The sequence below is a fragment of the Actinoplanes missouriensis 431 genome (assembly GCF_000284295.1).
Taxonomy (GTDB): Bacteria; Actinomycetota; Actinomycetes; order Mycobacteriales; family Micromonosporaceae; genus Actinoplanes; species Actinoplanes missouriensis.
In genome coordinates, this window is the sequence record NC_017093.1 from 4,089,097 (window position 1) to 4,103,981 (window position 14,885).

A 14,885-nucleotide genomic window follows, 5' to 3' on the forward strand; every position below is an offset into this window, starting at 1 on the left:
CACAGCGCGACTCATACAGCGCGGATCGAACAGTGCGTGTTGACTAGAGCAATCAACGCGTCAGTCTGTCGACGCTTCGTGTTGAGTTGTCACTTCAACATGTCAACTCAACGTGCCGGATCAATGCGTTGTGGTGTCAGCGTTGCTTCGTGGATGTGCCGCCGTCGACCTGATCGATCGGCGGGGCGCCGTCGATCGCGTCGGCCGCCACGGCTGCCGCCTTCAACTCGGCGGGCAGATCAAGGCTGTCGCGGAGCGTCACCTGCTTCAACATGAGCGCAGCCACCACCCCGACGATGCCGATGAGCGCCGACAACAGGAAGATGTGACCGGTGGCGTCACCGTATGCGGCCCGCACGATGTGCTGGATCGCCTCCGGCAGCGCGCCCAGATTCAAGCTGCTGCTCCCGCCGCTGCTCGATGCGGGCACCCCGGCCGCCGCCAGATCATGGGTGATCTGGTCGGTGACTTGACGGGCCAGCACGGCGCCGAGAACCGACACGCCGATCGTGCCACCGAGCGATCGGAAGAACGCGACGGTCGAGCTTGCCGCGCCGATGTCCTTGAGCGCGACCGTGTTCTGCACGGCGAGCACCAGGTTCTGCATCGACATGCCGACACCGGCGCCGACGGCGAACATGCCGACACCGACGTACCAGAGGGCTGTCGCGTGGTCGATCGTGCTCAGCATGCCGAACCCGGCGACCAGCACGATTGCGCCGGCCACGATCCACGGCTTGATCTGGCCGGTCTTGGTGATCATGCGGCCGCTGATGATCGAGGAGAGCAGCACGCCGGCCATCATCGGGATGGTCAGCAGGCCGGCCTCGGTGGGGCTGTATCCGCGGCCGATCTGGAAGTACTGGCCGAGGAACACGGCGCCGCCGAACATGGCCATGCCGACCGCGAGGCTGGCGAGGATGGCGAGCGCGGTGTTGCGTTCGCGGACGATCGGCAGCGGGACGATCGGCTCGGGCGCGCGCGACTCCACCCGGACGGCGAGGGCGAGCAGGATCAGTGTGCCGCCGACCATGCTGCACGTCTGCCAGGACAGCCACGCGAACGTGTCGTCCACGAACGAGATCCAGATCAGCAACAGGCTGACTCCGGCGGCGATCAATGTAGCGCCCAGGTAGTCAATCTTGACGTTCTCCCGCCGTACCGTCGGAAGGTGAAGAGTGATCTGGAGCAGCACCAATGCGACGATCGCGACCGGCACGCCGACGAAGAAGCACCAGCGCCAGCCGAGCCATGACGTGTCGACGATGAGGCCGCCGAGCAGCGGACCGCCGACCGTGGCGAGGGCCATCACGCCGCCGAGGTAGCCGTTGTACCGGCCGCGCTCGCGGGGCGGGATCATCGCGGCGATCGCCACCTGCACGAGGGCCTGCAGGCCGCCGACGCCGATGCCCTGGAAGGCGCGTGCCGCGATCAGCTCACCGGCGTTCTGCGCCATGCCGGCCACCACGGATCCGACCACGAACACCACGATCGAGATCTGGATCAGCAGCTTCTTGCTGAACAGGTCGGCGAGCTTGCCCCAGATCGGGGTGGTCGCGGTGGCGGTGAGCAGGGTGGCGGTGACCACCCAGGTGTACTGGGTCTGCGACCCGTTCAGCGATCCGATGATCTTCGGCAGTGCCGTGGAGACCACGGTGCTGCTCAGCATGGCGACGAAGAGGACCAGCAGCAGACCGCTGAGTGCCTCCAGGGTCTGCCGGTGGTTCATCTGCCCGGGTGGGGATGCGCTCACTGCGCCGCCTCCATGAGAGTGTCGTTGGTGGAGAGTGCGGTATCGATGGCCTCGGTGAACCGGCCGAGTCCGCGGCTGAACGCGGCGAGCTCGTCCGGGCTCCAGTCGGCGAGCGCCCGGGCGAGCGTGCGTTCGTACCACTGGAGGGTGTCGGCGAGGGCGGCCTTGCCGGTGGCGGTGACGACCAGGACCGTCGCGCGCCCGTCGTGCGGGTCCGGCTCGCGCGTCACCAGGCCGTGGGAGACGAGGGCGGCGACGGCACGGCTCACCGTCGACGGGTCGAGTCCGCTCTGGATCGCCAGTTCACGGGCGTGTGACCCGGTGGGGAGACGGTCGATCTCTGAGAGCAGGACGAAGAGTCCGATCGGGATCGCCGACCGTTCCGCCGACCGGCGCTGTTTGAGCATCCGGCTGACCCTGATCAGATCGTGCAGACGGGTGCCGATCTCGGGCACGGCGCCGTCCATGGCATGCCTCCTGAGGCCACTGTTGGTTGCCACAGACAAGTATCCGCAAAGCTTGCTCAGTGGGCAAGTTTGCGCAAAGCGAAGGGGAGGCGTGCGGAGAGTGACGCTCGGCTATTCCGTCACTGTGGACAGTCCGGCGAGCGCGAGATTCACCATGCGGGCACAGTCAGCATCGGTCGCGGGCGTGCCGCGGTTCTGCTCCCACATCACGATGCCGGCATAGGCGAGATGTGCCGCGATCCCGGCCAAGGCCCGATCGCCGATCTCACCGCGCGCCGCCGCCCGCTCGGCGGCACGATCAAAAGGCGCCAGGGTACGGGCACCGGCCCGTACCGCGATCTCCCGCAGCTCGGCCGCGCTGGATTTGACGGCGTCGCCGAGCGCCCGGCCTTCGGGTCGCGCGGCGTTGTCCCGTAGCCGTCGCATGAGCACCAGCAGGTCGCCACGGAACGACCCGGTCCCGGGATCGGCGTCGAACTCCGCGAGCAGCGGCTCGACGGCCGCGCCGAGCAGGTCGGCCTTCGTCGGCCAGCGGCGGTAGATCGTGGTCCGGTTGACCCCGGCGGCCCGGGCCACCCCGTCGATCGTGATGCCGGCGAACCCGTGCCGGGTGATCTCGGAGAGAACCGCGGCACGGACCCGCTCGACCACCTGGGTGCTGCGCGGACCGTGCCGCACGCCGGTGGTTCGTCGAGGGGCCGCGGTCACCGGTTCACCCTAAGGCATCGTCCCGTTATGGCATCACAGTGTTGCCGTATGATCCGCGCCGTGAGTCTCGACTGGATCTATAACGCCATCTCGTGGATCCTCCTGCGCTGGCACGAGCGGTGGGAGGCGGCCGGGGTTCCGGACGGTCTCGTGCTCGGCACCAACTGGACGTGGATCCTGGCGATCGTCTTCCTGGTCGTCACGTTGCGGGCGCTGCTCTTCCCGGTGTTCGTGAAGCAGATCAAGTCGCAGCGGGCCATGCAGGCGCTCGCGCCGAAGATCCGGGAACTGCAGGAGCAGCACAAGAGCGATCCGCAGAAGCTCCAGGCCGAGATGATGGAGCTGTATCGGGCGGAGAAGGCCAACCCTCTGATGGGGTGCCTGCCCATGCTCGTACAAATCCCGGTTTTTCTTGGTCTGTTCCACGTGCTCAATAGGTTGAGCCCGGACAATCAAGGCACCACACGGTACGGGTGGACCACTGAGCAGTTCGCCGGCGCCACCCACGCGACGCTGTTCGACTCACCGCTCCCGGCGAAGTTCGGCTCCACGGCGTCCGAGCTGGCCGCGTTCGGGGCGAGCAGCGGCACCGTGAAGGTCGTCGCCGGGGTGCTCGTGCTGGTCATGATGTTGACGACGTATCTGACCAGCCGTCAGATGATCCTCAAAACCGGGTGGGCCGAGGACCCGCAGCAGAAGGTGGTGCAACGGCTGATGCTGTACGGCATTCCGGCGTCACTGTTGATCTCCGGTGCGCTGTTCCCGATCGGTGTGGTCATCTACTGGGTGACCAACAACCTGGTGACTCTGGCGCAGCAGCAGTGGGTGTTGCGCAAGTTCCCGCCGCGGCCGATGACGAAGGGCCCGGAACAGCCGGCCGTGGAGGCGCCTGCCTCGTGAGATCACGGCGTTGAGCGGACGTGTTGACTGCCCAGCCACGCAGTCAACACGTCGACTTGATTTGTACAGTCAACACGTCAAGTGAAGCTGTCTCGCTGAGTTGGCCGATCAGCCTTGATCAGGCGCGTTCGGCTGTCTTCTCGTAGTCGATGGCGTCGGGGGCGCCGCCGAACTCGTCGGCCATCTCGCCCGCCACCTCGTCGGCCGCCTCGCCCGCCACCTTGTCCGCCGTGCCGTGCGCGCCACCCGCTGCCAGCTCCGCGTCCGCCGCGGCGAGTGGCTTGCGGCCGGTCGTCAGCACCGCGACGCCGAGCAGGATCGCCGCCGCGCCGACCACGAACGGGACGTGCATGTTCCAGTGGTCGACCATCTTGCCCGCCGCGAACGGGGCGAGGCCCCCGCCGATGAAGCGGACGAACCCGTACGCCGCGGAGGCGACCGGCCGCTCGACCGGGGCGACCAGCATGACGGCCTGGGTGGTCAGCGTGTTGTTGATGCCGGCCGCGACACCCGACGCGATCACGCAGGTGATCACCACCCAGCGGGTGTCGGTGAAGACGCCGATCAGGAGCACCAGCACGGCGAAGACGGTCAGTGCCCCGTACAGGGATGGCGCTGTTCCGAATCTGCGCTGCAACCACGGGGCTCCGGTGATCGAGAAGAAGGCCAGCAGCAGTCCCCAGGCGCAGAAGACGAAGCCGAGCTGGATCTCGTTGAGCTCCATCGGGTACGGCGCGTATCCCAGCATCGTGAAGAAGCCCCAGTTGTAGAGCAGCGCGGTGATGCCCATGGTGAGCAGGGCCCGGTGACGCAGCGCCTTGATCGGGGCGAGCAGGGGAGTGGGCCGTTCCGGCTTCGGCGTCGGCTCGACCAGTGCGACCGTCGCGAGCAGGGCGATCGCCATCAGCACCGCGACGCCGAAGAACGGGCCGCGCCAGCTGATCTCGCCGAGCAGGCCGCCGATCAGCGGGCCGGCCGCGATGCCGAGGCCGAGCGCGGCCTCGTAGAGCACGATCGCGCCGGCGAAGCCGCCGGTGGCGGAGGCGACGATGACGGCCAGGGAGGTCGCGATGAACAGGGCGTTGCCGAGTCCCCAGCCGGCCCGGAAGCCGACGATCCCGTTGATCGAGCCGGACAGCCCGGCCAGGGCGGCGAACACGACGATCAGGGCGAGGCCGGTGATCAGGGTGGCTTTGGCGCCGATCCGGCTGGCCACCCAGCCGGTGAACAGCATGGCCACGGCGGTGACCAGCAGGTAGCTGGTGAAGAGCAGGCTGACCTGGCTGGGTGTGGCGTTCAGCTTGGTGGAGAGCGCTGGAAGGATCGGGTCGACGAGACCGATGCCCATGAAGCTGACGACACAGGCGAATGCGACGGCGAAGACCGCTTTGGGTTGTTTGAACAATGACTGGCTGCTCACGGTGACAACTCTAGATACATAATGAGGTTATGCAAATGGCGGGCGGGGAGAGTCGTGGGTCACAGCTGCTGCCGGTGCTCGGGCGGCTGGTGCGGTTCCTGCGGCAGATCGAAGGCGCGGAGTACCCGAGCTCGGTCGCGTCGGCGGTGCTCCGGCAGCTGACCGACCACGGGCCGGGGCGGATCACCGATCTCGCCCGGATGACCCGGGCCTCGCAGCCCGGCATGACCCAGCTGGTCGGCCGGATGGAGAAGTCCGGCCTGGTCCGCCGGGTCGCCGACCCCAACGACGGCCGCAGCGTGCTCGTCGAGGTCACGCAGGAGGGGCGGGATCTTCTGGTACGCACGTACGCCCACTACGCCGCCACGATCGACGAGCTCTTCGACCGGCTGAGCCCGGAGGACACCGACGCGATCGTGCGGGCCTTGCCGGCGCTGAACCGTCTCGCCGAGGCGGCCGAGGATCCGCAGTAGAGCCCGGGGTCCGGACCAGGGCCGGTCCCTGGGGTGCCCGGCGGCGTCCGGCGGCGTCCGGCGGAAGAATGTGAGGCCGGGCACCGGGGGTGGGAGGCTGCTGGCACGAGCCCATCAGGTGTACGGGGAATGGCTGCGCTGATCTACTCGGTGCTGGGCTGGCGATCTTCGTGGGCCCGATCGTCATCGACTTCCAGAGACTGCGCCGGTCGTCGGACGTGGAGTCGGCGCCGTTGCTGGCCGCCTCCATCTTCCTGGACATCCTGAACGTCTTCCTGTTCTTCCTACAGATCTTCTCCGGCGGCCGCGACAACCGCTGACCGCGGCGGCAGCGTCCCCTCGGACGGCCGGCAGGTGGGACAGAAGCCCACGCAGACCGGTGCCGGCCCGGGCGGGCGGGGGCACACGGTGAGCCGGCGCGGGCTGGGGCGGGGGCACACGGTGAGCCCGCGCACGCCGGGGCGAGGGCACACCGAAGCGGTGCGTGTGCCGGCATCCCGGCCCTGGCGTTGATGAGGGCACACGCAGCTGTTGCGTGTGCCCTCACCCGCGCTGCCGGGGCGCTCCGGGGCGCTGACCTCGTGACCCCGCAACCTCGTGACCCCGCAACCTCGTGACTCCGTGACCTCGTGACCCCGCGGGGTCGTGACCTCGTGACCTCGTGACCTCGTGACCTCGTGACGTCGTGACGTCGTGACGTCGTGACTGTCCGGGCGTCGCCGATCCGGGGCCACCGGCCCGTGGGCTCGCCGTCAGGGGTATATCGACTGGGGGACGGTAGCGTGCGCAGAAGCGGAGACCGCCGCCGGACAACCGCTCTTGAGTGATCATTTCAGTCCTCCGATCGTTGGGCTGTCATCGACGATCGCGAGGGTTTAGGGTGGTCGCGCCAGGGTCGGATACGGGCGGTCAAGGCCGGTGTCGCCTCGGTGTTGCCGATCACAACGAACTTTCCGCTTTCGTCAGCGTCGTCTCCAGCGGACGGATATCGATGCCGATTAAGCGGTAGGAGCGGAAAAATGGCGATTTTTGAGGAATTGGCGGGTACGTTGAGCGGGGCGTCGAGTGACCAGCCGCCACTGCTCCTGCTGCACGGGCTGACCTTCGACCGCCGCCAGTGGGCGCCGCTGCTCGCCGAGCTGCCGGGCCGCCGCGTTCTCACGCTCGATCTGCCGGGGCACGGGCAGTCGCCGAGTCAGAAGTCGTACCGGATGCCCGTGGTCGTCGACCTCATCCAGCGGGCGGTCGACGCGGCGGGACTCGACGCGCCGATCATCGTCGGTCACTCGATCGGCGGACTGATCGCGACGACGTATGCCGCCCGGTTCCCCGCCCGTGGCGTCGTCAACCTGGACCAGCCCCTGCTGCCCGGCCCGTTCGGCCGGGTGATCCGGGACGCCGAGTCCACGCTGCGCGGCCCCGGCTGGCGTGCCGTCTGGGAGGGTCTGCTCGACGGGATGGGCGTCGAGGCGCTGCCCACCGCCGCCTGGTCCCTCGTCGAGCGCACCTCCCGGCCCCGCGCCGACCTGCTGCTCGGGTACTGGGAGGAGATCCTGCGCAGCAGCGACGAGGAGATCGAGGAGCAGCGCCGCAAGGACCTGACCGCCCTCGCGGACAAGCAGGTCGGCTATCGCTGGGTGACCGCCCGGCAGCCCGCTCCGGAGTACGAGCAGTGGCTGCGCGGCCTGCTGCCGGACGTCGACGTCATCGTGATGGAGGGCGGGCACTTCCCGCACCTGGCGTACCCGGAAGAGGTCGCCAAGCTCTTATGAGAATCGGTCAGGGCAGGACGACGCAGCGGCGGCAGCGCGCCTCGTAGGTGTAGGTGCCGTCGTCCGGCAGCGCGGTCGACGGCGCGAGCTCCCGGATGAACGGCTTCCCGTGTTCGAGGACCTGCGTGTGCGTGGCGTCCAGCGAGCGGCAGACGTCACACACCGCCCGGCGGTAGATCACCTTCTCCGGCGCCAGCTCGAACAGCGCCCGGACCGGCGCGAACAGCTGCCCCCGATGGTCCAGGTCGATCCCGGCGACGACCACCTTGATCCCGGCGCGCACCGCGACGCCGAGTTCGGCGATGTCGTCGACCGTGAACATGTGGATCTCGTCGACGCCGATCCACTCGACGTCCCCGGTGGCCGCGCCGGCCAGCGAGTGGACCTTCACCGTCTGCAGGCTGCCGCCGGACCGCGACGTGACCAGGGTGTCCCGGCCGTGCCGCGCCGACTGGTAGATCCGGTGCGGGATCCCGGCGTGCTGCAGCGGCGACAGCAGGCTGATCATCTCGAGGGACTTGCCGCCCTTCATCGGGCCGACGATCACGGTGAGGTCCATGGCGAAACCGTGCCACCAGCGGATCACCGCCCGGCCGCCACCCCCTGCCCGCCACGCGGGGTTCATCTGCTAGCGGCGGGCGCTGATCCTGTGCGACCCGGCCGGGATCGGGAAAACCCGATTGCGGGGGTACGCGCGGAGCAACGCCCCGGCGTACCGGGAAGGGTTGTCGCCGGTGCATCGCACCGCGCTCGGGCTCGCCTCCGGTCAGGCGCCGGACAGCACCTGCCGGACCTCGGCCTCGGTGGGCATGGCGTCGGCGCAGGCCAGCCGGGAGGCGACCAGGGCGCCGGCGGCGTTGCCGAACCGCATGATCGACTCCAGGTCCCACCCGGCGAGCAGGCCGTGGCAGAGCGCGCCGCCGAACGCGTCACCGGCTCCGAGCCCATTGACGACCTTCACGGGTACGGGTGGGACCCGCACCCGCTCCCCGCTGGACCGCCGGGAGGCGACCACGCCGTCCGGGCCGAGCTTGACCACCGCCAGGTCCACCCCGGCGGCGTGCAGCGCCGTGATCGCCGCGTCCGGGGAGCCGGCGCCGACGGCCGTCCGGCACTCGTCCAGGTTGCCGACCGCGACCGTGGCATACGGGAGCGCCTCGGCGTACCGGCGCCGGGCCTCGTCGCGGGACGGCCAGAACATCGGCCGATAGTCGAGGTCGAAAACGGTCACGCCGGCCTTCGCCCGGGCCCGGAGCGCGTGTTCGGTGGCGGAGCGGGACGGTTCCTGCGACAGGCCGGTCCCGGTGACCCAGAAGACGCCCGCGGCCCGGATCGCCGCGAGATCCAGCTCCTCGGCGTGGATCTCCAGGTCGGGCGCCTTCGGGTAGCGGTAGAACACCAGCGGGAAGTCGTCCGGCGGGAAGATCTCACAGAACGTGAGCGGCGTCGGCAGGCCGGGCACGGCCGTGACGAACCGGTCGGACACCTCGAAGTCCCGCAACGCCTCGTGCAGGTACTCACCGAACGCGTCCGCGCCGGTCCGGCTGATGATCGCGGCCCGGCGACCGAAACGGGCGGCAGCCACGGCCACGTTGGCCGGGCTGCCGCCCAGGAACTTCGCGAACGTCCGGACCGACCGCAGTGGCACCCCCACCTGCTCGGGATAGAGATCCACCCCGAGCCGCCCGATCGTCAGCACCTCGTCAGCGGCCATCCCTCATGGAAGCACGTGACTCTCAACGAAGCACACGACGTGGTGATCGTTAGTACCCCTCACGCGGCGAAGTCGGTCGAGCGGCTCAGGTCCGCCCACTTCTCGGCCTCGGCGTTACGGGCGGCGCCGGCGGTCGTCAGTGGTCCTTGCTCAGATCTTCCTTGTACGTGGCGCCGCCGTCGGACTCCCTGCCCAGCGGGCGGGCGCCGCCCTCGGGCGGACCGGCCAGGGACTGCTCGCCGGCCGCCAGGTGCGGGAACTTCTCGTCGAAGGCGGGGCGCTCGGAGCGGATCCGCGGCATCCGGTCGAAGTTGCGCAGCGGCGGGGGAGTGGTGGTGGCCCACTCCAGGGAGTTGCCGTGGCCCCACGGGTCGTTCGCGGTCACGACCACGCCGACCTTGTAGGACTTCCAGACGTTGTAGACGAACGGCAGCGTGGCGATGCCCAGCACGAAGGAGCCGATCGAGGAGAACGTGTTCAGGAACGTGAATCCATCACTGGGCAGGTAGTCGGCGTACCGGCGGGGCATGCCCTCGGTGCCGAGCCAGTGCTGGACCAGGAACGTGCTGTGGAAGCCGATCATCGTGAGCCAGAAGTGAATCTTGGCGAGGCGCTCGTCCAGGTAGCGGCCGAACATCTTCGGGAACCAGAAGTAGATGCCGGAGAAGACCGCGAACACGATCGTGCCGAAGAGCACGTAGTGGAAGTGCGCGATCACGAAGTACGAGTCGGAGACGTGGAAGTCGATCGGCGGCGCGGCGAGCAGCACACCGGAGAGACCACCGAACAGGAACGTCACCATGAAGCCGGCCGCCCACAGCATCGGTGACTCGAAGCTGATCTGGCCGCGCCACATGGTCCCGATCCAGACGAAGAACTTCATGCCGGTGGGTACGGCGATCATGAAGCTGAGGAAGCTGAAGAACGGCAGCAGCACCTGGCCGGTGGCGAACATGTGGTGCGCCCAGACGCTCATCGACAGCGCGCCGATCAGCATGGTCGCGGCGACCAGCCCCTTGTAGCCGAAGACCGGCTTGCGGCTGAAGACCGGGACGACCTCGGTGATGATGCCGAAGAACGGGAGTGCGATGACGTACACCTCGGGATGGCCGAAGAACCAGAAGAGGTGCTGCCAGAGCATCGGCCCGCCGGTCTCCACGTCGAAGACGTGCGCCCCGACCACCCGGTCGGCGGCGAGGGCGAAGAGCGCGGCCGCCAGGAACGGGAAGATCAGGATCACCAGGAGGCTGGTGACGAGCATGTTCCAGGTCAGGATCGGCATCCGGAACATGGTCATGCCGGGCGCGCGCAGGGTCAGGATCGTGGTGATCAGGTTGACCGCGCCGAGGATCGAGCCGAGACCACCGATCGCCAGGCCGACCACCCAGGCGTTGCCGCCGATGCCGGGGGAGTGCAGCGAGTCGCTCAGCGGCGTGTACGCGAACCAGCCGAAGTCGGCGGCCCCGCCCGGCAGGATGAAGCCGCTCATCGCGGTCAGCGTGCCGAACAGGTAGAGCCAGTACGCGAACGCGTTCAGCCGGGGGAACGCCACGTCCGGCGCGCCGATCTGGATCGGCACCACGTAGTTGGCGAACGCGAACACGATGGGTGTCGCGAAGAACAGCAGCATGGCGGTGCCGTGCATGGTGAACAGCTGGTTGAACTGCTCCGGCGAGAGAATCTGCATGCCGGGGCGGGCCAGTTCCGCCCGCATCAGCAGGGCCATCAGCCCGCCGACCATGTAGAAGATGATCGACGTGATCATGTACATGATCCCGATTTGCTTCGCGTCGGTGGTGCGCAGGATCCGGGTCAGTGCCGAACCCTTCACCTGCCGGCGGACCGGGTGGGGCCGGGTAACGCTCGGCCTCGGGGCGACGGTGGTCATGCAGGCTCCTCAGATCAGTTGCTCACCCCCTGTTATAGGCTTCAAAAACCGTATTTCGTGCTAGATCAGCGCATCACCCACATTTCCGGGCTTGCGATGGTAGGGCTAGAGCCATGCTGGAGGAGAAGGACCGCCGCGCGCTCGCGGAGATCGAGCAGCACCTGGCTGCCGGCGACCCGGCCTTCGCCGCACGGATGACCGCGCCACCGGCGACACCCGGCCGCCCGTTCCCGATCCTGTCGGTGCTCGGCGTCGTGGTGTTCCTGACGATGCCGTTCGTCGGGCTGTTCCTCGGCCCGACCGCGGCCCTGATCGTCGCCGACCTGGCCGCGGTCACCGCCGTGGTGGTCCTGGTGCTGCGCCACCGGCGCGGCGGCTGACGGCCGCCTGGCAGCATGGCGGTGTGACCGTTCAGGTGGCTGTCTGCGGGCCCGGGGAGTGCTCCGACGAGGACGCCGCGGCGGCCCGGCGGGTGGGTGAGCTGCTCGCCGCCCGCGGGGCCGTGGTGATCTGCGGTGGCGGCGGCGGGGTGATGACCGCGGTGGCCGCCGGCGCGCGGGCCGCGGGTGGGCTGGTGATCGGGGTGTGGCCCGGTGACAGCCGGGAGGGCGCCTCGCCGGACCTGTCCGCGACGATCGTGACCGGGATGGGCGAGGCGCGCAACGCGGTGATCGTGCGGAGCGCCGATGCGGTGATCAGCGTGGGTGGTTCGTGGGGGACGCTCAGCGAGGTCGCTCTCGCCATGCGGCGGGGTGGGATCCCGGTGGTGGCCCTCGGCGGCTGGCGTGTGGTGGGTGCGGGCGGCGGTGACGTGCCGGGCGTGCGGCACGTCGCGACGCCGGAGGAAGCGGTGGCGGCGGCCCTGGGGTGACCGCCCTCGCCGGCGCGCCTTTTCCGCGCGCCTTCCGCGCCCTTTCCCGTACGCCTCCGCGCCCTTTCCCGTACGCCTTTCCGGGCCGTGCGGGGCTGCCTCAGAGCTGGGCGGCCACCGCGTTCGCCACCTCGGCGCGCATCGGGTCCGGGTCGGCCCAGCTCCAGTTCGGGTGGGCGCGGTTCGTCAGCAGCGCCAGCACCAGCTTGTGCCCCGGATGGACCAGCAGCGAGGTTCCGGTGAAACCGGTGTGGCCGAACGTGGCCGCCGAGGAGAGCCTGCCCATGAACCACGGCTGGCGCAGCGTGACACCGAGGCCGTGGTCGGACGGGCGGCCGGGGCGTTCCGGGTCGATCGCGGGCTTGCCCTTGTTCTGGTTGGTCAGCATCTGCTTCACGGTCGCCGCGGCGAGGATCCGCTTGCCGTTGTAGACGCCGCCGCCCAGCAGCAGCTGTCCGATCACGGCCACCTCGTGGGCGGTGCCGAAGACACCGGCGCTGCCGATCACGCCGCCCAGCTTCGCGGCGACGTCGTCGTGCACGATGCCGCGCAGCAGTCCCCGCGAGCTGCGGGCGTCGGTGGCGACCAGGCGCTTGGCCTGATCAGCTTTGGACAGCCATTTCAGCGGGGTGAAGCCGGTGGTGGTCAGCCCGAGGGGGCCGGTGACGCCGGTCTTGAGGGCGACGGCGAGGTTCTTGCCGGTGACCTTCTCGACGATCTCGGCGGCCACCATGAGCCCGGTGCTGGAGTAGCGGAACGTCGTGCCGGGGACGGCGCCCGCGAGCAGCGGGGTGCCCAGCACGTTCTTCACGTTCGCCCCGACCGGCAGGCCACTCGTGTGAGTGAGCAACATCCGTACCGTAATCGTGTTCTTGCCCTTGCCGGTGAAGGCCGGAAGGTAGCGCACGACCGGGGTGTCGAGGTCGACGGCGCCGCGCTCGACCTGCTGCAGCAGCAGGATCGCGGTGTAGACCTTGGTGAGCGACGCGAGGTCGAAGATCGAATCGGTGCGCATCGCCACCCGTTTGGCGGCCGGGAGCTCGACCGGGCCGGCCTGGTAGCGCAGGGCATGCCCGACGGCGATCTTCGCGGCCACCCTGCCGTCGCGCAGGACGACCGCGACAGCTCCGGCGTACGTGGGATGTCTCGGGTTGGCCTTGGTGGGTTTCAGGTATTTGGTGAGCACGTTCTTGAGGGGTGCGGGGTCGAAGGCCGGCACTACGCTGAATGACTGCGGCACTTCCGGAATTTCGGAAATGTTCGGAATGGCCCGCGCCTCGGACGACGGCTTGGCGCATCCGGCCAGCAGCGCGGTGGCGGCGACACCCAGGGCCCCTCGGCGACTCATCGGCACGCTGACCGATACTGCCATAGCGCCATCGATAATTGTCGCGCCAATAGTCCTACCTTTCCGGCAGAATCCCGCCCATGCTCCGCGAAATCCTGCCCGAGCGCCGTGAAGCGCGCTGGCTTCTGGCCGGCGTCCTGGTGTCGTCCCTCGGGCGTGGCCTTACCCTGCCGTTCCTGTTCATCTATCTGACCGAGGTGCGCGGGTTCAGCGACGCCGCGGCCGGCCTCGCGGTCGGCTGGTTCGGCGCGGTGCTGCTGATCTGCTCGCCGATCGGCGGCACCCTGATGGACCGGTTCGGCACCCGGCGCGTGATGCTCCCCGGATACCTCGCGCAGGCCGCCGGATCCACCGTGCTGGCGCTCGTGCACCACCCGGCCGCGATCCTCGCCGCGCTCGCCGTGATGGCGGCCGGTGGCGCGCCGACCTGGCCCGGCGGCGCCACCCTGCTCGCCTCGCTGACCCGTGAACCGGAACGTCAGCGCACGTTCGGTCTGCAGTTCGCGCTGCTCAACCTGGGGATCGGCATCGGCGGCCTGATCGCCGGCGCGGTGGTCGACTCGTCCCGGCCGGTCACGTTCCAGATCGTCTATCTCGCCGACGCGGTGACGTTCCTGATCCCGTTCGCGATCCTGCTGGCGATGCGCGGCGTCGGGCACGCGCCACCGCCACGCGCCGAGTCCGGGCCGCGCGGTGGCTACCTGACGGTGCTGCGCAACCGGCCGTTCCGGCGCCTCCTGCTGTTCGCGCTCTTCCTCTCCACCTGCGGCTACGCCCAGATCGAGGTCGGCTTCGCCGCCTATGCGGTACGGGTGGCCGAAGTGCCCCCGAGAGTCGTGGCGTGGGCCCTCGCCGCCAACACGGTGACCATCGTGGCAGCACAGCTACTGGTCGTGAAACGCCTCGAAGGACGCAGCCGGACCGGTGCCCTGGCCCTGGTCGGCGCCGTCTTCGCGGCATCCTGGCTGATCCTCGGCGCGGGCGGGCTGGCCGGCGACGGATCCGTGGCCGCCGCGCTCTGCGTGATCGGCTGCGCGACCGTTTTCGCCTGCGGCGAGACGCTGCTGCAACCGGTCATGCCGGCCGTGACGAACCTGCTCGCCACCGACGACCTGCGAGCGCGGTACAACTCCTCGATCACCATGCTGATGGGCATCGCCTCGGTGCTCGGCCCGGTGACCGCCGGCCCGCTGATCGGCGCCGGTCTCGGCACGCTCTGGGTGGTCGCCATGGTGATCGGCTGCCTGCTCGCGTCGGTGCTCGCCCTGTCCCTGCGCCGGCTGCTGACGATCGCTCAGGACGGCCGGTCAGGCGCTGTTCTGCTGGATCCAGCCGTAGAGCACCGCGGCGCCGATCAGCACCAGTAGGGCGACGAAGCGGAACAGCGCGAAGGACGCGCCGCGCGCCTTCTTCCGCGCGCCGGGCAGATCCGTGTTGGCCTTCTTGTAGCCCGCTTTCGCACCCTTGCTGCCGTCGATCAGGCGGGCCAGCCGCATCCCGATGAAGAGCGCGATGGCCACACCGAGGATGAAGCCGCCCATCCGCGCCTCCCCGGAAAGTCGGTCACCAGC

The 14,885-nt window shown here is 69.2% G+C and carries 16 protein-coding genes; 7 read left to right on the forward strand and 9 right to left on the reverse strand.

What is annotated here, in order from left to right:
- Positions 1-136 precede the first annotated feature (136 nt).
- From AMIS_RS19200 to AMIS_RS19210, 3 genes are all read right to left on the reverse strand, one after another.
- A complete protein-coding gene (locus tag AMIS_RS19200) occupies positions 137-1,729 on the reverse strand; it encodes an MFS transporter (protein ID WP_051042064.1) in 1,593 nt (530 codons plus the stop codon).
- A gap of 20 nt (positions 1,730-1,749) precedes the next feature.
- A complete protein-coding gene (locus AMIS_RS19205) occupies positions 1,750-2,220 on the reverse strand; it encodes a MarR family winged helix-turn-helix transcriptional regulator (RefSeq protein ID WP_014444018.1) in 471 nt (156 codons plus the stop codon).
- A 111-nt stretch (positions 2,221-2,331) separates the two neighbouring features.
- A complete protein-coding gene (locus tag AMIS_RS19210; RefSeq protein WP_014444019.1) occupies positions 2,332-2,928 on the reverse strand; it encodes a TetR/AcrR family transcriptional regulator in 597 nt (198 codons plus the stop codon).
- Between the two features lie 60 nt (positions 2,929-2,988).
- Here AMIS_RS19210 and yidC point away from each other — a divergent pair, with 60 nt between their 5' ends.
- A complete protein-coding gene (yidC, locus tag AMIS_RS19215) occupies positions 2,989-3,828 on the forward strand; it encodes a membrane protein insertase YidC (protein WP_157434931.1) in 840 nt (279 codons plus the stop codon).
- A gap of 118 nt (positions 3,829-3,946) precedes the next feature.
- On the opposite strand, the gene AMIS_RS19220 is transcribed toward yidC, so the two are convergent.
- Positions 3,947-5,248, reverse strand: coding sequence for an MFS transporter (locus AMIS_RS19220; protein WP_014444021.1), 1,302 nt, complete (start codon positions 5,246-5,248; stop codon positions 3,947-3,949).
- A gap of 29 nt (positions 5,249-5,277) precedes the next feature.
- Between AMIS_RS19220 and AMIS_RS19225 the strand changes: the two genes are divergently transcribed.
- The 3 genes from AMIS_RS19225 (at position 5,278) to AMIS_RS19230 (ending at position 7,493) form a co-directional block, all read left to right on the forward strand.
- Entirely contained in the window at positions 5,278-5,721 is a 444-nt protein-coding gene (locus tag AMIS_RS19225) for a MarR family winged helix-turn-helix transcriptional regulator (RefSeq protein ID WP_157434932.1), read from the forward strand.
- Positions 5,722-5,891: 170 nt separating this feature from the next.
- Complete coding sequence (locus AMIS_RS42765; RefSeq protein ID WP_231859347.1) at positions 5,892-6,041, forward strand: hypothetical protein; 150 nt, start codon at positions 5,892-5,894, stop codon at positions 6,039-6,041.
- Between the two features lie 699 nt (positions 6,042-6,740).
- Positions 6,741-7,493, forward strand: a complete 753-nt coding sequence (locus AMIS_RS19230) for an alpha/beta fold hydrolase (protein ID WP_014444024.1) — start codon at positions 6,741-6,743, stop codon at positions 7,491-7,493.
- 7 nt (positions 7,494-7,500) lie between these two features.
- Here the strand turns inward: AMIS_RS19230 and AMIS_RS19235 are convergent, their stop codons facing one another.
- The 3 genes from AMIS_RS19235 to ctaD all read right to left on the reverse strand — a co-directional run bounded on the left by AMIS_RS19235 (position 7,501) and on the right by ctaD (position 11,095).
- The gene (locus AMIS_RS19235) at positions 7,501-8,052 is read right to left on the reverse strand and encodes a thymidine kinase (RefSeq protein WP_157434933.1); all 552 of its coding nucleotides are present in this window, start codon (positions 8,050-8,052) and stop codon (positions 7,501-7,503) included.
- 207 nt (positions 8,053-8,259) lie between these two features.
- A complete protein-coding gene (gene iolC / locus AMIS_RS19240) occupies positions 8,260-9,207 on the reverse strand; it encodes a 5-dehydro-2-deoxygluconokinase (RefSeq protein ID WP_014444026.1) in 948 nt (315 codons plus the stop codon).
- Between the two features lie 136 nt (positions 9,208-9,343).
- Positions 9,344-11,095 (reverse strand): aa3-type cytochrome oxidase subunit I, encoded by a 1,752-nt coding sequence (gene ctaD / locus AMIS_RS19245; protein WP_014444027.1) that lies wholly within the window; start codon positions 11,093-11,095, stop codon positions 9,344-9,346.
- Between the two features lie 113 nt (positions 11,096-11,208).
- On the opposite strand from ctaD, the gene AMIS_RS19250 reads away from it, so the two are divergent.
- Together AMIS_RS19250 and AMIS_RS19255 are read left to right on the forward strand one after the other, a co-directional pair.
- On the forward strand, positions 11,209-11,475 hold the full coding sequence (locus AMIS_RS19250; RefSeq protein ID WP_014444028.1) for a DUF3040 domain-containing protein: 267 nt from the start codon (positions 11,209-11,211) through the stop codon (positions 11,473-11,475).
- 23 nt (positions 11,476-11,498) lie between these two features.
- Positions 11,499-11,966, forward strand: coding sequence for a TIGR00725 family protein (locus tag AMIS_RS19255; RefSeq protein ID WP_014444029.1), 468 nt, complete (start codon positions 11,499-11,501; stop codon positions 11,964-11,966).
- A 100-nt stretch (positions 11,967-12,066) separates the two neighbouring features.
- Here AMIS_RS19255 and AMIS_RS19260 read toward each other — a convergent pair whose 3' ends face one another.
- Positions 12,067-13,338 (reverse strand): serine hydrolase domain-containing protein, encoded by a 1,272-nt coding sequence (locus AMIS_RS19260; RefSeq protein WP_014444030.1) that lies wholly within the window; start codon positions 13,336-13,338, stop codon positions 12,067-12,069.
- A 56-nt stretch (positions 13,339-13,394) separates the two neighbouring features.
- Between AMIS_RS19260 and AMIS_RS19265 the strand changes: the two genes are divergently transcribed.
- Positions 13,395-14,681: an MFS transporter gene (locus AMIS_RS19265; RefSeq protein WP_014444031.1), complete on the forward strand. Its 1,287-nt coding sequence runs from the start codon at positions 13,395-13,397 to the stop codon at positions 14,679-14,681.
- Here the strand turns inward: AMIS_RS19265 and AMIS_RS19270 are convergent.
- Positions 14,622-14,855, reverse strand: a complete 234-nt coding sequence (locus AMIS_RS19270; protein ID WP_014444032.1) for a hypothetical protein — start codon at positions 14,853-14,855, stop codon at positions 14,622-14,624. The genes AMIS_RS19265 and AMIS_RS19270 overlap by 60 nt on opposite strands.
- Between the last annotated feature and the right edge of the window lie 30 nt (positions 14,856-14,885).